Genomic DNA, 20761 nt, shown 5'->3' on the forward strand with positions numbered 1-20761 from the left:
GGTCAGAAGACGCCTTCCGCCCGAGCCTTGTCCACCGCGGCACGGTGCTCCGGGAACGTGTTGTTGAAGCACGTCGTGCCGTCCTTCTGGCACTTCACGAAGTACAGCCACGCCCCGGGTTCCGGGTTGATCGCGGCGGTGATCGCTTCACGGCCGGGCGAGCCGATCGGCGTCGGCGGCAGACCCTTCACGCCCGCGCTGTAGGTGTTGTACGGCCCTGACTTCGCCCGGTCCGCGTCGCTGGTGGTGATGTGCGGCCGGTCCAGCTTGTAGTTGACCGTGGAGTCCAGCTCCAGGATCTGCCCCTTCGCCAGCCGGTTGTAGATGACCTGGGAGATCTTGCCGAAGTCCTTGGTCAGGCCTTCCTTCTCGATCAGGGAGGCGATGACCAGCACCTCGTACGGCCGGAAACCGGTCTTGCCCGAACCGTTCGGGATGCTGTAGCCCTGCAGCCTGTTCAAGGACGTGGCGATCACGCTCTTCAGCAGCTCGGCGGCGTTCGCGCCCGGCTTGAGGTGGTACAGGCCCGGCACGATGAGGCCTTCGAGCCGGTTCTCCTTCGGCGCGGCGTTGACGTCCGCCAGCGCCCAGTCCGGGACGCCGAGCGCGGCCGGGTCGGCGTTGTCCGCCGCCTCGCGCAGCTCCTGCGGCGTCACGCACTTCTTGTTGCCGTCCAGCTCGACGCACGAGGCGTCGGACAGCATCGACAGGATGCCCTTGGTGACCTTGCCGTCCAGCCCGGTGATGTCGTGCAGCACGTTGCCGCCCTTGACCTCCAGCGGCACGACCTTCGACGCCGGGTCGATCATCCGCGTCACCGCGGCCTTGCCGGACATCTTGGTCTTCATCAGGTAGAAGCCGGGCTGGATGGCGTTGACCCGCGCGTCCTCCGCGCCCGCCGTGGTGAACGCCCTCGCGCTGGCCACCACGCCCTGGTCGTACAGGGTGTTGGCGATTGCGGAGACCAGGTCGCCGTCCTTGACCTCGACCACCACGTCGGTCTCACCGGAGCCCGCGAAGTCGGGGTACGAGCCGATGCCGCTCAACGTCTTGTACCCGTAGTACGCGCCGACGCCACCGCCTGCCAGCACCAGCGCCACGACGACCCACAGGATCGTCCGCTTGCGTCTGCGCTTGGCCCGACGGGCGGCGACCGCGGCGTCGCGCTTGCCGCGGGCCCGTTCGTCGTGGCGCGCGTCGGGATCGGCGAACAACCCGAGGTCGTCGTTCACGAGCCGTCCTTAGCTCCGGGGGCCCGTTCCTCGGCGGATCGGGCCACGTGTCGCGCCCGTGCGTCCAGCCAGGACTGCAGGATCTCGACCGCGGCAGCCTGGTCAACGACAGCACGTTGCTTCTTGCCTCGCACACCCCGCTCGGCGAGCACCCGGCTCGCCGTGACGGTGGTCAACCGCTCGTCGGTGAGCCGAACCGGCACCGGGGCGACGCGCTCGGCCAACGACGCAGCGTACGCCGCCGCAGACTCCGCCGCCGGCCCGTGTTTCCCGGCCAGTGTCCTGGGCAGGCCGACCACGACCTCCACCACGTCGTGCTCGGTGACGAGACCGGCCAGGTCAGCCAGGTCCCGACCGGTCTTCACGTCACGCGCCAGGGTGACCAGAGGGGTCGCCAGGAACGCTCCCGGATCGCTCAAGGCGACCCCCACCCGCACCGCGCCGACGTCGACGCCCAGTCTCCGACCGAGGCCGGGATCGTCGACGCCGGGGCGATCAGCGCTGCTCAACGGCGCGGTCCACCTCATTGCGCAGGGCGGTGACGGCGTCACCGACACCGCTCGGGTTCGTGCCGCCACCCTGGGCGAGGTCCGGCTTGCCGCCGCCACGACCGCCCACGGCGGGGGCGAAGGCGGGCACCAGCTTGCCGGCGGCCAGGCCGAGGTCGCGGGCGGCGGCGGTGGTGGCCACCACGAAGCTGACCTTGTCGCCGTCCGGGGCGAACAGGCCGACCACGCCCGGCTTGGCGCCGAGCCGGTTGCGCACCTCGCCGGCGATGGTCCGCACGTCGGCGCCCGACGTGCCCTCCGGCAGCACCAGGGCCACCAGGGACACACCGCGCACGTCCAAGGCCTGGTCGGCGAGCGAGCCGGCGTTGGCGACCAGCTGGGCGGCCTTGACCTTCTCCAGCTCCTTCTCGGCCACCCGCAGCCGCTCCACCAGGGCCTCGACCCGGGCGGGCACCTCGGCGTCGGGCACCTTCAGCATGGCGGCGACGTTCTGCACCAGGGCCCGTTCCTGGGCCAGGTACTTGAAGGCCTCGATGCCGACGTAGGCCTCCAGCCGGCGCACGCCGGAGCCGACGGACGACTCGCCGATCACCGTGATCGGGCCGATCTGGGACGAGTGCTCGACGTGCGTGCCACCGCACAGCTCGCGCGACCACGGTCCGCCGATCTCGACCACGCGCACGGTCTCGTCGTAGGTCTCGCCGAACAGGGCGACGGCGCCCATCTCCTGGGCACCGCCCATGTCGGTGTAGACCACGCGCACCGGCAGGTCCTTGCGCACGGCCAGGTTGGAGACCTCTTCGATCTCGCTGCGGGCCTCCTCGGACAGGCCGCCGGTCCAGGCGAAGTCCAGCCGCAGGTAGCCCGGCTTGTTGTACGAACCGCTCTGCAGGGCGGACGGGCCGAGCACCTGGCGCAGGGCGGCGTGCACGACGTGCGTGCCCGAGTGGCCCTGGCGGGCGCCGACGCGCCACTCCGGGTCGACCCTGGCCTCGACGTGCTCGCCCTCGGCGATCTCGCCGCTGACCACGCGCACCTGGTGCACCCACAGCTTGCGGGCCACCTTCTGGACGTCCACGACCTCCAGCTCGGCGCTGCCGGAGACGATCACGCCGGCGTCGCTCTCCTGGCCGCCGGACTCGGCGTACAGCGGCGTGCGGTCGAGCACGACCTCGACGATGTCGCCCTCGCGAGCCGACCTGACCCGCTTGCCGCCGTTGATGATGCCGCGCAGGGTGGCCTCGCTGGCCAGCTCCTGGTAGCCGGTGAACTCGGTGGCGCCGAGTTCCAGCAGCTCCCGGTACACGGTCTGGTCGCCGTGGCCGGTCTTCTTGCCGGCGGCGTCGGCCTTGGCGCGGGCGCGCTGCTCGGCCATCAGCTTGCGGAAGCCGTCCTCGTCCACGGTCAGGCCGGCCTCGGCGGCCATCTCCAGGGTGAGGTCGAGCGGGAAGCCGTACGTGTCGTGCAGCTGGAAGGCCTTGTCACCGGGCAGGGTGGCCCGGCCGTCGGCCTTGACCTGGGAGGCGGCGCTCTCGAAGATCCGCGACCCGGCGTCCAGGGTGCGCAGGAACGTGTCCTCCTCGGCCTTGAGCACCTGGGCGATCCGGTCGAAGCCCTTGACCAGGTCCGGGTAGGCCGGGCCCATGGCGTCCCGGACGACCTCGGCGAACTGCACCAGCACCGGCTCGGTCACGCCGAGCAGGCGGGCCGAGCGGACGATGCGGCGCAGCAGGCGGCGCAGCACGTAGCCGCGGGCCTCGTTGCCCGGCGTGACGCCGTCGCCGACGATCAGCACGCCGCTGCGGGCGTGGTCGGCGATCACGCGGAAGCGGACGTCGTCGGTCTCGTCGGCGCCGTACTTGCGGCCCGACAGCTCCTCGGCCTTCTGGATCACCGGGCGGACCAGGTCGGTCTCGTAGACGTTGTCCACGTCCTGGAGCAGCACGGCCACCCGCTCGACGCCCATGCCGGTGTCGATGTTCTTGGCGGGCAGGTCCCCGACGATCGGGAACTCCTCCTTGCCGCCGCCCTCGCCGCGGACGTTCTGCATGAAGACGAGGTTCCAGATCTCCAGGTACCGGTTCTCGTCGGCGACGGGGCCGCCCTCGGCGCCGTACTGCGGGCCCCGGTCGTAGTAGATCTCCGAGCACGGGCCGCACGGGCCGGGCACGCCCATCGACCAGAAGTTGTCGGCCATGCCGCGCCGCTGGATGCGCTCCAGCGGGAGGCCGGCGACCTTCTGCCACAGCTCGATGGCCTCGTCGTCGTCCAGGTAGACGGTCACCCACAGGCGCTCGGGGTCGAAGCCGTAGCCGCCCTCGTCCTGGGACCTGGTGATCAGCTCCCAGGCGAAGCGGATGGCGTCTTCCTTGAAGTAGTCGCCGAACGAGAAGTTGCCGGCCATCTGGAAGAACGTGTTGTGCCGGGCGGTCTTGCCGACCTCGTCGATGTCGCCGGTGCGCACGACCTTCTGGATGCTCGTGGCGCGCTTGTACGGCGGCGGGGCCTCGCCGAGGAAGTACGGCTTGAACGGCACCATGCCGGCGTTGACGAACAGCAGGTTCGGGTCGTCCAGGATGAGCGAGGCGCTGGGCACGTACTTGTGGCCGGCGTTCTCGAAGTGCTCGCGGAATCGCTTGATGATCTCGTGGGTCTGCACGGGTCTTGTCCTTCTGGGGTGTGGAAGATCAGGGCGCGGTGAGGCGAACGAACGACCTACCTGGCGTCGTTCGCCCTGCGCGCTCGCCGACCCGGCGTGAAGCCCGTCTGACGTTCCACGGTCTCTTGCAACTCCTGTTCGCGCTCCGACATTCCGGCGCGCACCTCGGCGCCGAAGGAGCCGATGGCGCCGGCCAGCTCGCGCAGGCCCTGGCCGACGTTCTCGCCGATGCCCGCGGGCGTGGCGGCGTGCGCGGCCTGGCCCGCCTTGCGGGTGGCGAACACGCCCGCGGCGATGCCGAGTCCGAACCAGAACAGCCGCCTCATCGCCTGCCCCTGCGTCGAGTGTGCTTGCTGGGAGCTTCCTTCGCCGCGCGCCGGGCGCGGATGGCCTTGCTCACGCCGTAGGACAGCGCGGCGGCCTTGACCAGCGGCCCGCCCAGGGTGGCGGTGAACAGCGAGGTGAGCGCGGAGACGTTGCCGGTGACCGCGCGGGCGTTGGCGGTGATCCCGTCCACCCGCTCCAGCTGCGCGTTCACGTGCGTGATCGTCGTGTTCGCGCCGGTGAAGATCGGGTCGCTGTTCTGGTGCGCCTTGCGGATGGCGATCGTGGCCTCGTCGAGCGTTCGGCCCAGCTTGATCAACGGGATCGCCAGCAGGAGCACAAGCAGCACGAACGCGCCGGCGGCGACCAGCGCGGCGATCTGCCCTGGCGACACGGATCCTCCTGGTGGATTTGCGGGCTCGAATGGTGGCCAAGGTTACCGCGAGCCTCTTGGCGGCTCCGAACGAGATCAGGCGTGGACGCGCGCGCACTCGTGCCAAGGGGTGGGACGTCTCGCCCAAGACCCCCCATTTGGCCTCAATGAGATCGCGGTTTCGGCGGCTAGCGTTGGTCTCGCGGTGATCGTCACACCCCGCGGTGATCATCCTGGGCTTGACACACACGACACCGAATAGATGAGGTAAGCCTAACCTTGGTCGATCGTCGGAGGTGCCGTGTTCGCCGTCAGTTCCTCCGGACGACCGATCCCGCCGGGCAGGCCTACGGACGTGCTGGCCGAGGCGCACCGGGTGCTCGGCGACCTGCCGGAGCGGGGCATCGGCGCCGACGCCGCGCTGGCCCGCGTCACGACCGTGCTCGCCGACTGGGGCGTCGACCTGGCGAGCCCGTTCGCCGCCGCCCACCTGCAACCGCCGCCGCTGGCCGTGGCCGTCGCGGCGGACGCGCTGGCCAGCGCGGGCAACGCCTCGCTGGACACCTACGACTCCGGTCCGGCCGCCATCGCGGTGGAACGGTGGGTGGTCGCGGCGCTCGCCCGGCTGGCCGGGTTCGACGCGGACGCCGACGGCGTGTTCACGCCCGGCGGCACGCTGTCCAACCTGACCGCGCTGCTGCTGGCCCGGGACGCGGCGGCGGCCCGGCTGGGCCTGGACGTGCGGTCCGAGGGCGTGGCGGCGCTGCCCGACCCGGTGGTGTTCTGCTCGGAGCTGGCCCACTTCTCGGTGGCGCGGGCGTGCGCGGCGCTGGGCATCGGCGAGCACGCGGTGCGGCCGGTGTCGGTGGACTCGCACCGCCGGATGCGGCCGGACACGCTGGCGTCGATGCTGCGCGCGGGCGGCACGCCGGTGGCCGTGGTGGCGACCGCGGGGACCACGGACTTCGGCTCGGTGGACCCGTTGCCCGAGCTGGCCGCGCTCGCCCGCGAGCACGGCGCGTGGCTGCACGTGGACGCCGCCTACGGTTTCGGCGCGGTGTTCTCGGCGAAGCTCGCCGGCCTGGTGGACGGGCTGGCGCTGGCCGACTCGGTGACCGCGGACCTGCACAAGATCGGCTGGCAGCCGGCGGCGGCGAGCGTGCTGCTGGTGCGCTCGGCGTCGTTGTTCGCGCCGCTGGAGCGGTCGGTGGCGTACCTGAACCCGGAGGACGACCGGGTCGAGGGCTACGACGGCACGCTGGGCCGGTCGTTGCAGACCACGCGCCGGCCGGACGCGGTGAAGGTGGCCGCGACGCTGCTCGCGCTGGGCCGCGAGGGTCTGGGCGCACTGGTGGACCGGTGCCACGAGCTGGCTGGGCACGCCGCCGCGCTGATCGCCGCGGACCCGGCGTTCGAGCTGGTCGGCGGGGTGACGTTGACCACGGTGGTGTTCCGGTACCGGCCCGCCGACGAGTCGCTGGCCGACGAGGTGAACGCGCGGCTGCGCCGGGCGTTGCTGCGCGCGGGCGAGGCGCTGATCGGCCGCACCGAGGTGGACAAGGTGACGTGCCTGAAGCTGACCCTGCTCAACCCGAACGCCCGGGAGGCGGACCTGGTCGCGCTGCTGGCGCTGGTCCGCGAGGCTGGATCGACCGCCGAACGATTGGTGGAGGGAGCGGCGTGAAACCAGATCCGTTGGAGGGCGACCCGCGGTCGACCGCGGAGCACGCGCACCTGGAGGCGTTGTTGCGCTGCTGGGTGCGGGAGCGGAACGTGCCGGTGCCTTCGGGTGGCCGGGTGCGGATCGACGTGCTCGGGCTGCCGCTGGAGGCGGAGGTGCGGTACGCGTCGCCGACCGGGCGGCACCGGTTCGGGCCGGTGACGCTGGCGGGCAGGCCGGCCGACCCGGTGCTGGCGGTGGCGCTGGTGGGCGCGGAGTTGGGCGGTGACACAGCAGACCTGGTGGAGCGCACGGCCGAGTCGGTGCGGCGGGTGACCGGGTTCGTGGCCTACCGCCGTCGTGAGCCGGTGGGTCCGGCGGACCGGTTCCTGGACAGCGAGCAGCGGTTGCTGCTCGGCCACCTGCACCACCCCGCGCCCAAGAGCCGGGACGGCCTGTCGGACGCGGACGACGCCCGGTACGCGCCGGAGCTGCGCGGGTCGTTCCCGCTGTTCTGGTTCTCGGCGGCCGAGGAGGTCGTGTCGCACGGCTCGGTGGCCGGTCCGGACGCGGTGACGCTGATGTCCACGCTGGCCGGGCGCAGCCCGGAGCCGGGTCGGGTGCTGGTGCCCGCGCACCCGTGGCAGGCGCACGACCTGCTGCACCGGCCGCGGATCGCGTCGTTGATCTCGCGCGGGCTGCTGGAGCCGCTGGGCGAGTTCGGACCGGCGTGGTCGCCGACGTCGAGCCTGCGCACGGTGTACCGGACGGACGCGCCGGTGATGCTGAAGCTGTCGCTCGGCCTGCGGATCACCAACTCGCGGCGCGAGTCCACGTCGACCGAGCTGCGCCGGGGTTCGGAGATCCACCTGCTGCTGGAGTCCGGCTACGCGGCGGGCACGGAGAAGGCGCACCCGGAGTTCAGCATCGTGCGCGACCCGTCGTGGATCGCGGTGGACGAGGGCGGCGACGTCACCGGGCTGGACGTGGCCGTGCGCGAGGTGCCCGCGGACATCGGTGACTCGCGGTGCCTGGCCGGGCTGGTCGCGCCGCGTCCCGGCATCGGGCGCACCCTGCTCGGTGAGCTGGTGCTGCGGCTCAACGCCGCCGAGTGGGTCGCGGACTACACCGACCGCGTGCTGGTGCCGATGCTGCGGCTGTACGCGGAGACCGGCATCGGGCTGGAGGCGCACCAGCAGAACACGCTGGTGCGGCTGGACCCGGCGGGCCGGGTGGTCGGCGGGCGGTACCGGGACAACCAGGGCTACTACCTGGCGTCCTCGCACCTGCCGAGGGTGCTGGAGCGGCTGGGCGTCGAGGCGTCGACGCTGGCCGTGGTGGACGACGCGATCGTGGACGACCGGCTCACCTACTACCTGCTGCGCAACCAGGCGTTGGCGGTGATCGGCTGCATCGGCGTGGAAGGGCTGGCCGACGAACGGGACCTGCTGGGCGTGATGGCGTCACGGCTGGAGGCGGCGTTGCCCGCGCTGGCCGAGGCCGGTCCGGACGGCGACCGGTTGGCCCGGCGCTGGCTGGAGGCGGACGTGCTGCCGTGCAAGGCGAACCTGCTGACCAGGCTGGAGGGCATCGACGAGGTGCTGGCGCCGCTGGACGCGCAGTCGGTGTACTTCGACGCGCCGAACCCGTTGCGGGAGGGCCGGTGCGCCCGGTGAGCCACCTCGACGCCTACCGGCCGGCCGACGACCTGTCCGCCGTGCCCGGCCCGCCGCTGCCGGTGCTCGCGGACGGCTGGCACGCCCGCGCGGTCGACCCCGACACCCGCGACCTCGACCTCGTGCACCGCTGGATGCAGGCGCCGCACGTGGCCGCGTTCTGGCACCAGGCGTGGCCGCGCGACCGGTGGGAGGAGGAGCTGCGGCGGCAGCTGTCCGGGGTGCACTCGCTTCCGGTGCTGGTCGACCAGGGCCACGACCCGGTGATCTACCTGGAGGTGTACCGGGCGGCGCGGGACGTCGTGGCGGAGGTCTACCAGGCCCGGCCGCACGACCTCGGGCTGCACGTCGCCGTCGGTGACCTGGGCATGACCGACCGCGGGTTGGTGCGCGGGCTGCTGCCGGTGCTGACCGCGGCCCTGTTCGACGCCGATCCGCGGTGCACGCGGGTGCTGCTGGAGCCGGACGTGCGGAATCGGCGGGCGATCGCCTCGTTCACGGCGGGCGGGTTCGAGCCGGTCGGCGAGGTGCTGCTGCCGGACAAGGTGGCTTTGCTGATGGTGCGCACGCGATGAGCGCCCGGGGGCCGGTCGCGGATGTGGTGGCGATCGGGTGCGGTCCGTTCAACCTGGGCCTGGCCGCGCTGGCGTCCACCGTGGACGACCTGGACGTGGTGGTGCTGGAGGCGCGGCCGGAGCTGCGCTGGCACAGCGGGATGATGTTCCCGGACGCGGTGTTGCAGGTCAGCTTCCTGGCCGACCTGGTGACGCTGGTCGACCCGACGCACCCGCTGTCGTTCCTGGCCTACCTGCGCGACGCGGACCGGCTGTACCCGTTCTACGTGCGGGAGAAGTTCCACCCGACCCGGCGCGAGTACGAGGACTACCTGCGGTGGGCGGCGTCCCGGCTGCCGGTGCGGTTCTCGCACCCGGTGACGTCGGTGCGGTGGGTAGACGACCGGTTCGTGGTGTCGGGGGCGCGGTTCTCGGTGGAGGCGCGGAACCTGGTGCTGGGGGTCGGGACCACGCCGTCCGTGCCGCCGGCGTTGGCGGGGCTGGGCGACCGGCTCGTGCACAGCTCCGACTACCTGCACCGGTCTCCGTCCGCCGATCGGGTGACCGTGGTGGGTTCCGGTCAGTCGGGTGCGGAGATCGTGCTCGACCTGTTGCGGCGCAACACGGCCGGCGGGCCCGCGGTGACGTGGCTGACCCGCACGCCGGTGTTCGCGCCGCTCGACTACACCAAGCTGGTGCTGGAGATGACCACGCCGTCGTACGTGCGGCACTTCCACTCGTTGCCGCAGGAGCAGCGGGACGCGTTGCGGGCCGAGCACTGGCGGCACTACCGGGCGATCTCGTCGGAGACGTTGGAGGAGCTGCACGACCTGCTGTACCGGCGGGAGTGGGAGCACGGGCCGGCGCCGGTCGAGCTGCGGCCGGGCGTGGCCGTGGTGTCCGCCGACGTGGTCGCGGACGAGGTGGTGCTGACGTGCGCGCACCGGGACACCGGTCGGACGTTCCGGCACCACACCGACCTGGTCGTCGCGGCCACCGGGTACGGGCAGGCGCCGACGCCGTTCCTCTCGCCGCTGGAACCGCTGGTGCACCGGGATCCGCAGGGCCGGTACGTCGTCGCGCTGGACCACTCGATCTCGCTGGACCCGTCCGTCACCGGCCGGGTGTTCGTGGCCAACGCCGACCTGCACAGCCACGGCGTGGCCGCGCCCGACCTCGGCATCGGGGCGGTGCGCAACGCGACCATCGTCAACGCGGTGACCGGCCGCGAGGTCTACCCGCTGCCCAAGCACACCGCGTACACCAGCTTCAGCGCCCCTAGGGACGACGGGCAACCGGGAGACGACGTTGACTGACCTGTGGCGCGAGTGCTCGGCGGCGTTGCTGGCGAAGGCGATCGGCGAGTTGTGCTTCGAAGGGCTGCTGACCCCGCTGCCGACCCCGCTGTCGCCCACGTCCGGTCGTGGCTACGAGCTGCGGTTCGACGACGCGGTGTACACGTTCTCGGCGGCGCGCACGGCGTTCGACGGGTGGGCGGTGGAGCCGGGGTCGGTGCGGCGGGCCGCGGCGGGCATCCTCGGTGACGACGTGGTCGAGCCGTGCGACGACGTGCAGCGGTTCGTGGTGGACGCGTTCCGGTTCCTGCGGGTCGACCCCGCCACCACCGCCGGTTTCCTGGCCGAGGTGACCGCGACCCTGGCCGCCGACGTGGCCCTGGCCGCGACCGCGTGGCCCGCGGCGGAGTTGGCGTCGTTGCCGCAGGCCGAGCTGGACGGTCACCTGACCGGGCACCCGTGGCTGATCGCGAACAAGGGCCGGATGGGGTTCTCGGCGGACGACCTGACCCGGCACAGCCCGGAGTCGCGGACGCCCGTGCGGCTGCCGTGGCTGGCCGTGCACCGGGGGTTGGCGGAGTTCCGCGGCACGTCCGAGCTGTCGGAGGAGGGCGTGCGGGCGCGGGAGCTGGACCCGATGACGGTCGAGCGGTTCACCGAGGCGTTGCAGGAGGCCGGGGTCGATCCGGCGGCGTACGTGTGGCTGCCCGTGCACCCGTGGCAGCTGGACCACGTCGTGCGCACGCTGTGGGCGCCGGAGCTCGCCACCGGCCGGATCCTGGAACTCGGTGAGGCCCCGGACTGGTACCTGCCGACCCAGGCGATCCGCACGATGTCCAATGTGGACTCACCGGCGCGGTACCAGGTCAAGCTGCCGCTGCGGGTCCTGAACACGTCGGTGTACCGGGGCATACCGCCGCACTGCACGCTCGCCGCGCCGGTCGTCACGCAGTGGCTCTCGGGGTTGTGGCAGGCGGACAAGACGATCGGCGAGTGGGGCACGCAACTGCTGGGCGAGGTCGCTTCGGTGACCGTCCGGCACCCGCAGCTGTCGCGGGCGGGCGACGTGCCGTACCAGTGGTTGGAGACGATGGGGTGCATCTGGCGCTCGCCGGTGGCGCTGCGCCCCGGTGAACGCTCCTGGTCCCTGGCGGCCCTGCTGCACGTCGACCGCTCCGGCCGGCCCCTGGTCTTGGAGTACATCGGTGACACGGACCCGGCGGTGTGGTTCGCCGCCCTGCTCCGAGCCCTGTTCCGGCCGCTGCTGCACGTGCTCTACACGTACGGGATCACGTTCAACCCGCACGGCGAGAACGTCGTGGTGATCACCGACCCGGACAACGTGCCGGTGCGCGTCGCACTGCTGGACCTGGTGGACGACGTGAACGTGTCCGTGGACCGCGTCCCGGCGCGCGGCCTGGAACCGGACACCCACGACCCCGTGCTGCCGCGCAAACCGTGGCCGGTCCTGCGCCAGTACATCGTGGACGCCCTCCTGGTCGGCGTCTTCCGCCCGCTGTCCACCCTGCTCCCCCTCGACCACGACCGCTTCTGGGGCATGGTGCGGGGCGAGGTCGACGCCTACCGCGACCACCACCCCACCCTGGCCACCCGCATGGAGGAAGGCTCCCTGACCGCCCCGGAATTCCTCCGCTACCCGCTCAACAGCTACCGCATCACCCTGGGGTACCAGGACCTGACCGCCCGTCCCCCGGTCCCGAAAACCGGCACCCTCGCCAACCCGCTGCACGACGTCCACCCCATCGCACCGCTCGACGGCTGGTGAGGGGTCGGCCGCCTCGTCCGGTATCCCCGGCCGGACGAGGCAGCCGGTGTTCCTAGCGGCGGGCCAGGGTCAGGTAGGCGAAGCCCAATCGGCCGCGGTAGCCCTTGAGCCAGCCCTCGCGGTGGTCGTCGACGATCGCGCGGACTTCACCTGCCCGCGGGTGGTCCGGGTGCTCCAGCAGCCACCGTTCCCGGCCCGCGCACCAGCGGGACTCGAAGCTGTCCCACTCGTCCAGGGTAGCGGTGGTGAGGGACAACAGGCGGTAACCGCAGCTCATGGCCAGGTCGACCAGCTCGGCCAGGGTGCCGAACCCCTCACCGACGACCTCGACCGACCGGGGGCTCGGCGGCTGCTCCCAGAACGCGTCGCCCAGCAGGAGCGTGCCGCCGGGCCGGAGGCGGGCGCGCATGGCCTCCAGGGCGTCCTTAGTGCCGCCCCACGCGTGCGACGCGCCGATCGAGATCGCCACGTCCGCCGGCTCGGTTTCCCAGGTGGTGACGTCCGCCAGGTCCAGCCGGACGTGTGACGCCAGGCCGCGGGCCTCGATGTTCCGCCGGCCGCGGGTGATGGCGTGGTCGTCGCTGTCGACGCCCAGCCCCCGCGCGGTCGGCTCGTGCTCCACCGCCCTGAGCAGCAGTTCCGCCCAACCGCAGCCGTAGTCGACCACCGTTGCCCCGGCCAACGGCTGCAAGGTGGTGATCAGGTCGTACGCCTTGCTGTCCGAGAGCGGCGAGTTGAAGTCGAGATAGGTGTGGCCGTTCTGTGGGACGTCTGTCACGGGCGCCACCGTGTCAGACGGGGCCTGGATCGGAAACGGAATTTCTACTCCTCGCCGCGGACCACCCGGCGCAGCTTCGGCAGGCGTTCGGCGATCACGCGTTCGGCGCCGCGGCCGGTCGGCTCGTAGTAGTCGCGGCCGACCAGGTCGTCCGGCGGGTACTGCTGGGTCAGCACGCCCTCCGGCACGTCGTGCGGGTACCGGTAGCCCCGGGCGTTGCCGAGCTTCGCCGCGCCCGCGTAGTGGCCGTCGCGCAGGTGCGCGGGCACGGACCCGATCGCGCCCTTGCGCACGTCCGACATGGCCTCGCTGATCGCGGTCGTCACGGCGTTCGACTTGGGCGCGGTGGCCAGGTGGATGGTGGCCTGGGCCAGGTTCAGCGCGCACTCGGGCAGCCCGATCAGCTGCACGGCCTGTGCGGCGGCCACGCACGTCTGCAACGCGGTCGGATCGGCCATGCCGACGTCCTCGCTGGCGTGGATCACCAGCCGCCGCGCGATGAACCTCGGGTCCTCCCCCGCCTCGATCATCCGGGCCAGGTAGTGCAGCGCGGCGTCCACGTCCGAACCGCGGATCGACTTGATGAACGCGCTGGTCACGTCGTAGTGCTGGTCGCCCTGCCGGTCGTAGCGCACGGCCGCCTTGTCGACCGTCGCCTCCACCGTCGCCAGGTCGAGCACGCCGCCCGCGCCGACCGCGTCCGCCGCCGCCTCCAGCGCCGTCAACGCGCGCCGGGCGTCACCGCCGGCCAGCCGGACCAGGTGGTCCTCGGCCTCCTGCTCGACGGTGATCGAGCCGCCCAGGCCGCGTTCGTCCTCGATCGCCCGTCCGACCAGCACGCGCACCGCGTCGTCGGTCAACGGCCGCAGCTGGAGCACCAGCGAGCGGGACAGCAGCGGCGAGACGACGGAGAAGAACGGGTTCTCCGTGGTCGCCGCGACCAGCAGCACGATCCGGTCCTCGACCGCGCCGAGCAGGGCGTCCTGCTGGGTCTTGGAGAACCGGTGCACCTCGTCGATGAACAGCACGGTCGACTCGCCGGCGCGGACCAGGCGGCGGCGCGCCTCGTCGATGACCGCGCGCACCTCCTTCACGCCCGCCGACAGCGCGGACAGCGCGGCGAACCGGCGGCCGGTGGCGTGCGAGACGAGCGTGGCGAGGGTCGTCTTGCCGGTGCCGGGCGGGCCGTAGAGCATGATCGACGCGGGCGACGAGCCCTCGACCAGCCTGCGCAGCGGCGCACCCGGACCGAGCAGGTGGTCCTGGCCGACGACCTCGTCCAGGGTGCGCGGGCGCATCCGCACGGCCAGCGGCGCGTTGGCGGCGATGCGCGCGGCCTTCTCCTCCTCGTCGACGCCGAACAAGCCCTGGTCGAACAGCCCTTCGTTCACGTGTTCGACTGTAGCGGCCCGGCACGAAGCCGCTGGCCGGCGCCGGTCGAGCGGTGTGCGAAAATCAACACCCGTGCCGTCACCTGCCGTTCACGCGCGCGCCGTGCTGCTCGCCGGTCCCTCCGGTTCGGGCAAGTCCACCCTCGCCGCCCACCTCGGTCTGCCCGTGCTGCGGCTGGACGACTTCTACCGCGAAGGTGACGACCCGCTGCTGCCGCGCGACGAGGCGGGCCGCCCGGACTGGGACGCCGAGAGCTCCTGGAACACCGCCGACGCGCTCGCCGCCGTGGTCGAGTTGGCCACCACGGGCACGGTCGACGCGCCGGTGTACGCGATCGGCGAGGACCGGCGGGTGGGCTGCCACACGGTGACCGCGCCGGGCCTGTTCATCGCCGAGGGCCTGTTCGCCGACCGGCTGGTCGCGGGCTGCCGCGAGGCGGGCGTGCTGGCGGACGCGATCGTGCTCGCGCCGAACGCCGTGGTGACGTTCGCCCGCCGGTTCGCCCGGGACGTGGCCGAGGCGCGCAAGCCGGTGCCGTTCCTGGCCCGCCGGGGCCTGCGGCTGCTGCGCGAGCACTCCGGTGTGGTGCGCCGCTGCGTGGACGCGGGTATGCGGCCGGTGCGACCGCACCGCGTCGAGCTCGCCACGATCGGCGACACGGCGCCCGCGGCGGTGTAGTCGCGGCGTGCCGGGGGTACTGCTGGCGGCATGGTTGAGTTCGAGCACGAGCAGACGATCCCGGTCGACGCTCAGGTCGTGTTCGACCTCGCCCGGGACGTGACCGTGATGGACGCCTGGCTGCCGGACGGGCTGCAGGTCGAGCCGAGCGGTCCGGAGCGGGTCACCGGGCGGGTGTCGATGGGCGACGAGGTCGACGAGGCCGAGGGCTACCTGGCCGAGGACCCCGAGCAGCGCCGGCTGGAGTGGGGCGACCTGGAGGGCGGCGGCTACTCCGGGTGGCTCCAGGTGGACGACGCGGGTCCGGGCCGCAGCCGCGTCGTGCTGCACCTGGACATCACCGGCGACCACCCGGAGGCGGTGGGTGGTGAAGCGCACGAAATAACCGACGAACAACTCACCCAAGCGCTGGAGCGACTCGCAGTGCTGGCCACACAAAGCGTTACGTGACAGTTTTCACTGATCATCAAGTTTAAACGCGGAAAAGCGCCGCCTAGGGTGAACGTCGTTCACATGGGCACGTCTGCACGTCGAGGCCCCGGATCACTTTTCAAGGAGCTTCGATGTTCCGCGCTCTGCGCGGCCGCAACTACCGCCTGTGGGCGTTCGCCGACCTGATTTCGGTGACCGGCTCCTGGATGCAGTTGATCGGCCTGAACTGGGTTGTGCTCGAAAGCACCGGCTCCGCCACCTCCGTCGGTTTTTCGGTACTGCTGGGAACGCTCCCGTCCGTGCTGCTCGGCCCGTGGGCGGGTTCGCTCGCCGACCGGCTGCCGGTGCGCCGGATCATCCTGGTCTGCCAGACCCTGCACGCCTTGCTGGCCGGACTGCTGGCCCTGGTGGTGTGGCAGGGCGCGCCGATCACGGCGGTGTTCGCGCTGACGTTCGCGGCGGGTCTGGTGTCGGTGTTCGACGCGCCCGCGCTGGGCCGGTTCGGCGGGCAGGTGGTGTCCCGCGAGGACCTGGGCAACGCGGTCGCGCTCGGCTCGGTGCTCAGCTCGACCGGCCGCATCCTGGGCATGAGCAGCGCCGCCGTGCTCGCCGCCGCGTTCGGCTCCCCCGTGCTGTTCCTGATCAACGCGGTGAGCTTCCTGGCCGTCATCTGCTCGGTGCTCTCCATCCGCCGCGCCGAACTGCACCCGTTGGCGAGCAGCCCGCCCGAACGGGCCGGTGTCGTCGCCGGTCTCCGGTACGTGGCGGCCAGCGGACGGCTGCTCCTGCTGTTCGCGCTCGGTTTCACGCTGTCCAGCCTGGGCCGCAACTACCAGGTCACGATGGCCGCGATGAGCCCGGACGCGACCGTGTACGGGCTGCTGTCGACGGTGTTCGCGATCGGCACGGTGCTGGGCGGGCTCGCGGCGGCGGCGCGCAAGACGTTGACCGTGCGGCTGCTGCTCGTGGTCGCCTGCGCGACCAGCCTGCTCCAGGTGACCAGCGGGCTGGTGCCGGGGATGCTCGGGTTCGCCGTCGTGCTGCTGCCGATCGCGGCGGGCGCGGTGGTCATCGACACGACCATGAGCACGCGCATCCAGTTGGACACCGCGGACGGTATGCGCGGCCGGTTGCTGGCGGTCAACTCGGCCGTCGGCGCGGCGGCGGGCGCGGTCGGCGCTCCGCTGCTGGGCTGGCTGTGCGAGCGGATCGGCGCGCCGGAGACGTTGGTGCTCGCGGGTGCGCTCACCCTGCTGATGACGATCTTCGCCGCGTCCGTGCTGGCCGCTGCGCCGCACCGCCGGACCGCGTTGGCGCACCGCGTGCTGCGCCGTCCGCACCAGCCGGCGACGCCCTCCGGGCACCCGCACGGACCAGTGCACGCGCACGGACCGGTGCGACCTGGGAATCGTCCCAGGCGGCGTGCCCGCGTCCGGGCGTAGCGCCGCACCCCCATAGGGCCGCTCGCCTGCGGCCACGCAGCCGCAGTGCGTAGCCGACCATTCACAGAACGATATGACCGAAGTTACAGTCGTCCCTCTGGGAGCGTTCCCAGAACCTCAACGAGGAGGTGAACGACGTGACGGCCCGACGATGGATCGCGCTGGCCGCGGCCGGTGTGGCCGGCCTGCTGATCGCGACGCTCGTGAACGTGATCAGCCCCACCACGGCGTCCGCGCACGGCGCCATGATGACGCCGGGCAGCCGGACCTTCCTGTGTTGGCGGGACGGCCTGAGCCCGACCGGCGAGATCAAGCCGCAGAACCCGGCGTGCTCCGCCGCGGTGGCGGCGGGTGGCGCCAACGCGCTCTACAACTGGTTCGGTGTACTGCGCTCCGACGGTGCCGGCCGCACCCGCGGCTTCATCCCCGACGGCAAGCTGTGCAGCGGCGGCAACCCGACGTACTCCGGGTTCGACCTCGCCCGCAACGACTACCCGTTGACCCACCTGACCTCGGGCGCGAACTTCGCCTGGACGTACAACAAGTGGGCCGCCCACCCCGGCACGTTCCACCTGTACATCACCAAGGACAGCTGGAGCCCGACCCGCGCGCTGGCCTGGGACGACCTGGAGAGCACGCCGTTCCACAGCGTCACGGACCCGGCGAACAGCGGGCCGGTGGGCAGCGTCGAGGGCAAGTACTACTGGAACGCGAACCTGCCCTCCGGCAAGTCCGGTCGCCACATCGTCTACTCGGTGTGGACCCGTTCGGACAGCCAGGAGACGTTCTACAACTGCTCGGACGTCGTGTTCGACGGCGGCAACGGCGAGGTGACGGGCATCGGCGGCGGCACCGGCCCGACCACGACCACCACGACCACCACGACCACCACGACCACCAGGCCGAGCACCAGCCCCAGCACCACGACCCCGACCACCACCACGTCGAACCCGCCGGGCGACTCGCACTGCATGGCGATCTACAAGATCACCAGCGCGTGGTCGGGCGGTTTCCAGGGCGAGGTCGAGCTGATGAACCACAGCACCAGCCCGTACAACGGCTGGACCGCGACGTGGAACTACGCCAACGGTCAGACGATCAACAGCCTGTGGAACGGCGTCAAGTCCGGCTCCGGCTCACAGGTGGTCGTCAAGAACGCCGACTGGAACAAGACGGTGGGTGTCGAGCAGTCGGTGACGTTCGGCTTCACGGCGAGCCACACCGGCACCAACTCGCTGCCCACGGTCACCTGCACCAGCCCCTAGCCCCTGCCGGGCTGATCCGGGGACTCCTCACTCCAGGCGGAACCCGAACGGGAGCTCCAGCCGGTGCCGGGCGAGCAGCTCGGTGTCGGCCAGGAGCTCCCGGGTCGGTCCGTCGGCCACCACGACCCCGCCGTCGATCAGCACGCTGCGCGGGCACAACTGCAAGGCGTAGGGCAGGTCGTGGGTGACCATCAGCATGGTGCGGTCCAACCCCAGCAGCACCTCGGCCAGCTCTCGGCGGGCCACCGGTTCCAGGTTCGCCGAGGGCTCGTCGAGCACCAGGATCTCCGGGTCGCAGGCCAGCACGGTGGCCAGCGCGACGCGGCGGCGCTGCCCGCCGGACAGGTGCAGCGGCGACCGGTCGGCGAACTCGGCCATGCCGACCGCGCGCAACGCGCCGTCCACCCGTTCGTCGAGTTCCGCGCCGCGCAGCCCGAAGTTCGCCGGGCCGAACGCCACGTCCTGCCGCGCGGTGGGCAGGAACAGCTGGTCGTCGGCGTCCTGGAAGACCACGCCGACGCGGCGGCGGATCTCCTTGACGTGCTCCTTCTCCACCGGCAGCCCGGCCACCTCGACCCGGCCGGAACCGCCGCCCAGCACGCCGTTGAGGTGCAGCACGAACGTCGTCTTGCCCGCGCCGTTGGGGCCGAGGACGGCGACGCGCTCACCGCGTTCCACCCGGAGGTTCACCCCGAACAGGGCCTGGTGGCCGTCCGGGTACGCGTAGGCCAGCTTCTCCACCACGAGTGCGGGCGCGGACCGCTGCGGCTCGGCAACAGCACTTCTTTCGGCGACGCCCGCCCCGGCGCCGTCGGGCATCCGGCCCGTCCAGCCGCGCGACACCATGGCCAGGTGCACCCTTTCGCCGCGTTCGTACGAGCGGATGAACAGGCTGCCGATACCGCGTGCGGTCGCGCCCAGCTGCCACAGGAACCTCGGGTCGTCACCGCGCGAGATCCTGGCCACCCGCATCCGCTTGGCCTCGCCCACGATCACCTCGGCGTAGCGGAGCATCAGCGTGGCGATGGTGATCAGCACCGACGGCATGCGCAGCCGTTGCAGGCCGAGCAGCAGGTCCTGCGGCGCGGTGGTGGCGGCGAGCGTGAGCGAGGTCAGCAGGCCGAGCGTGCCCTTGGCCAGGATGTTCCACCCGGCCAGCGCGCCCTCTTCGGACACGGACACGCCCAGCACGTCGATCCGGTCGCCCGCGCCGGTGAACGGCAGCACCAGGGCCAGCAGCACGAACGGCAGCTCGATCACCGAACGTGCGGCGAACCAGCGCACCGGGATACGTGCCACGGCCCAGACCGCGCCCAACGCCAGCAGGTAGACGCCGAACGCCCAGAACTGGTCGCGTGGCGTGGCCACCACGCACAGCACCGCCACCACCGTGGCGACGATCTTCGTCTGCGGCGCCAGGCGGTGCACCGGCGAGTCACCGGGCCGGTGCAGGAAGCCGTGCTCCCCGGCGCTCACCTCACGTCGGAATTCGTATCGGACCGCACGCCGGAACGCTTGCGCAGCAACCAGAACAGCCCACCCGCGACGGCCAGCGTGAGCACCACGCCGATCACGCCCGCGAGGCCGGTGAACCGGTCGTCGCCGCCCACCGCGTAGTCCGCCAGCGGCCACCCGGCCAACGGGTGGTCCTGCGCGTGCTCGGCGATGCCCTGCTGCTCGGTGACGTGGTCGAGCCCGTCCGGGTCCGAGTCGGCGAAGTAGGAGACGACGCCCGCCAGCACCAGGCTGACCACCGCGAACCCCAGGAAGAAGCGCTTCACGCCTTCAGCTCCAGCTTCTGCGGCACGCCGCGCAGCAGGTACACGAGGTCCGGCCGGGCCGTCGCGACCGCGGTCACGGTGACCGCGGTGATCACGCCCTCGCCGATGCCGATCAGCACGTGCACGCCGAGCACGGCGGCGGCGACCGTGCCGAACGCGACACCGCCCTGGCCGCCGATCGCGTACTCCAGCACGAAGCCGAACGACGCCAGCACCGTGTTGACCAGCGCGGACACGAACGCGACCGCGGCCAGGCCGCCCTTGTTGCGGGTGGCGAGCCGCCGCAGCGCGACGGCGGTCAGGTAGCCGATCGCGGTGCCGATCAGGGCCATGTTGGTGACGTTCGCGCCGAGCGCGGTGACGCCGCCGTCGGCGAAGAAGAGGGACTGGACGACCAGCACGATCGTCACGCACAGCGCGCCGACCCACGGCCCGACCAGGATCGCGGCGAGCGCGCCGCCGAGCAGGTGGCCGCTGACGCCGGGCAGCACCGGGAAGTTCAGCATCTGGGTGGCGAACACGAACGCCGCCACCAGGCCCGCCATCGGCGCGGTCCGGTCGTCGAGGTCGCCGCGGGCCTTGGCCAGCGCCACGCCCACCCCGACCACCGCGACCGCCACGAACAGCAGCGACGTCGGCGCGTTCAGCAGACCGTCGCTCATGTGCATTGCTACCGGCTCGGACACACACCACACGCTAGTTGCAAGTAGACCGCTATGGCCAGCACTGTGCAACAAACCCGCACAGGCTCAAGGTGAGGTGGGTGGGTGGGTGGGTGACACCCGACCGGCGTACACCGCTGTCGCCCACCGCGGTCCGCTCGTCCAATGGGGCCGCGCCGACCTGTTCCGATCACCACGGCGCACCTGTCCCCGAACAGGTGCCGGCCGGTCCTCGACCCGACCACGGGCCGAGGACCGGCCCA

General features: G+C 72.0%; 19 protein-coding genes and 1 pseudogene. 9 read left to right on the top strand and 11 right to left on the bottom strand.

Annotated features, from left to right (window positions below; all coding sequences use genetic code 11):
* Positions 1–2: 2 nt before the first annotated feature.
* The 5 genes from mltG to FM051_RS36775 are packed head-to-tail and all read right to left on the bottom strand — an operon-like array spanning position 3 to position 5118.
* Positions 3–1232 carry an endolytic transglycosylase MltG gene (gene mltG / locus FM051_RS36755; protein WP_158851514.1) on the bottom strand — a complete coding sequence of 410 codons (1230 nt, stop codon included), beginning with the start codon at positions 1230–1232 and terminating at the stop codon, positions 3–5.
* Positions 1229–1759: a Holliday junction resolvase RuvX gene (ruvX, locus tag FM051_RS36760; RefSeq protein WP_158851516.1), complete on the bottom strand. Its 531-nt coding sequence runs from the start codon at positions 1757–1759 to the stop codon at positions 1229–1231. The genes mltG and ruvX overlap by 4 nt, the downstream gene beginning before the upstream one ends.
* Positions 1728–4400 (bottom strand): alanine--tRNA ligase, encoded by a 2673-nt coding sequence (alaS, locus tag FM051_RS36765; RefSeq protein ID WP_158851518.1) that lies wholly within the window; start codon positions 4398–4400, stop codon positions 1728–1730. Before alaS ends, ruvX begins: the two co-directional genes overlap by 32 nt.
* Before the next feature lie 56 nt (positions 4401–4456).
* Positions 4457–4726: a hypothetical protein gene (locus tag FM051_RS36770; protein WP_158851520.1), complete on the bottom strand. Its 270-nt coding sequence runs from the start codon at positions 4724–4726 to the stop codon at positions 4457–4459.
* Positions 4723–5118: a DUF948 domain-containing protein gene (locus tag FM051_RS36775; RefSeq protein ID WP_158851522.1), complete on the bottom strand. Its 396-nt coding sequence runs from the start codon at positions 5116–5118 to the stop codon at positions 4723–4725. The genes FM051_RS36770 and FM051_RS36775 overlap by 4 nt, the downstream gene beginning before the upstream one ends.
* Positions 5119–5398: 280 nt before the next feature.
* Between FM051_RS36775 and FM051_RS36780 the strand changes: the two genes are divergently transcribed.
* The 5 genes from FM051_RS36780 to FM051_RS36800 are packed head-to-tail and all read left to right on the top strand — an operon-like array spanning position 5399 to position 12068.
* Positions 5399–6781 (top strand): pyridoxal phosphate-dependent decarboxylase family protein, encoded by a 1383-nt coding sequence (locus FM051_RS36780; RefSeq protein ID WP_238412913.1) that lies wholly within the window; start codon positions 5399–5401, stop codon positions 6779–6781.
* Positions 6778–8433, top strand: a complete 1656-nt coding sequence (locus FM051_RS36785) for an IucA/IucC family protein (RefSeq protein WP_238412914.1) — start codon at positions 6778–6780, stop codon at positions 8431–8433. Before FM051_RS36780 ends, FM051_RS36785 begins: the two co-directional genes overlap by 4 nt.
* A complete protein-coding gene (locus FM051_RS36790; protein WP_238412915.1) occupies positions 8421–9008 on the top strand; it encodes a GNAT family N-acetyltransferase in 588 nt (195 codons plus the stop codon). The genes FM051_RS36785 and FM051_RS36790 overlap by 13 nt, the downstream gene beginning before the upstream one ends.
* Entirely contained in the window at positions 9005–10303 is a 1299-nt protein-coding gene (locus FM051_RS36795; RefSeq protein ID WP_158851524.1) for a lysine N(6)-hydroxylase/L-ornithine N(5)-oxygenase family protein, read from the top strand. The genes FM051_RS36790 and FM051_RS36795 overlap by 4 nt, the downstream gene beginning before the upstream one ends.
* Positions 10296–12068, top strand: coding sequence for an IucA/IucC family protein (locus FM051_RS36800; RefSeq protein WP_202919202.1), 1773 nt, complete (start codon positions 10296–10298; stop codon positions 12066–12068). Before FM051_RS36795 ends, FM051_RS36800 begins: the two co-directional genes overlap by 8 nt.
* 52 nt (positions 12069–12120) lie before the next feature.
* Here the strand turns inward: FM051_RS36800 and FM051_RS36805 are convergent, their stop codons facing one another.
* Both FM051_RS36805 and FM051_RS36810 read right to left on the bottom strand, forming a co-directional pair.
* Positions 12121–12846 (bottom strand): SAM-dependent methyltransferase, encoded by a 726-nt coding sequence (locus tag FM051_RS36805; protein ID WP_238412916.1) that lies wholly within the window; start codon positions 12844–12846, stop codon positions 12121–12123.
* Between the two features lie 44 nt (positions 12847–12890).
* On the bottom strand, positions 12891–14237 hold the full coding sequence (locus FM051_RS36810; RefSeq protein ID WP_158851526.1) for a replication-associated recombination protein A: 1347 nt from the start codon (positions 14235–14237) through the stop codon (positions 12891–12893).
* A gap of 73 nt (positions 14238–14310) precedes the next feature.
* On the opposite strand from FM051_RS36810, the gene FM051_RS36815 reads away from it, so the two are divergent.
* From FM051_RS36815 to FM051_RS36830, 4 genes are all read left to right on the top strand, one after another.
* Entirely contained in the window at positions 14311–14916 is a 606-nt protein-coding gene (locus tag FM051_RS36815) for a uridine kinase family protein (RefSeq protein ID WP_238412917.1), read from the top strand.
* Between the two features lie 30 nt (positions 14917–14946).
* Complete coding sequence (locus FM051_RS36820; RefSeq protein ID WP_158851530.1) at positions 14947–15366, top strand: SRPBCC family protein; 420 nt, start codon at positions 14947–14949, stop codon at positions 15364–15366.
* 113 nt (positions 15367–15479) lie between these two features.
* Complete coding sequence (locus FM051_RS36825; protein ID WP_158851532.1) at positions 15480–16790, top strand: MFS transporter; 1311 nt, start codon at positions 15480–15482, stop codon at positions 16788–16790.
* Positions 16791–16927: 137 nt separating this feature from the next.
* A complete protein-coding gene (locus FM051_RS36830) occupies positions 16928–18055 on the top strand; it encodes a lytic polysaccharide monooxygenase (protein WP_238412918.1) in 1128 nt (375 codons plus the stop codon).
* A gap of 27 nt (positions 18056–18082) precedes the next feature.
* On the opposite strand, the gene FM051_RS50880 is transcribed toward FM051_RS36830, so the two are convergent.
* The 4 genes and pseudogenes from FM051_RS50880 to FM051_RS36845 form a co-directional block, all read right to left on the bottom strand.
* Entirely contained in the window at positions 18083–18874 is a 792-nt protein-coding gene (locus FM051_RS50880; protein ID WP_202919211.1) for an energy-coupling factor ABC transporter ATP-binding protein, read from the bottom strand.
* A 63-nt stretch (positions 18875–18937) separates the two neighbouring features.
* A pseudogene (locus FM051_RS50885) lies at positions 18938–19531 on the bottom strand (energy-coupling factor transporter transmembrane component T family protein); the annotation flags it as partial.
* Complete coding sequence (locus tag FM051_RS36840) at positions 19528–19836, bottom strand: PDGLE domain-containing protein (protein WP_158851536.1); 309 nt, start codon at positions 19834–19836, stop codon at positions 19528–19530. The gene FM051_RS36840 and the pseudogene FM051_RS50885, both read right to left, overlap by 4 nt.
* A complete protein-coding gene (locus tag FM051_RS36845; protein WP_158851538.1) occupies positions 19833–20522 on the bottom strand; it encodes an energy-coupling factor ABC transporter permease in 690 nt (229 codons plus the stop codon). The genes FM051_RS36840 and FM051_RS36845 overlap by 4 nt, the downstream gene beginning before the upstream one ends.
* Between the last annotated feature and the right edge of the window lie 239 nt (positions 20523–20761).

It is taken from the genome of Saccharothrix deserti (assembly GCF_009769385.1).
Classification (GTDB): Bacteria; Actinomycetota; Actinomycetes; order Mycobacteriales; family Pseudonocardiaceae; genus Actinosynnema; species Actinosynnema deserti.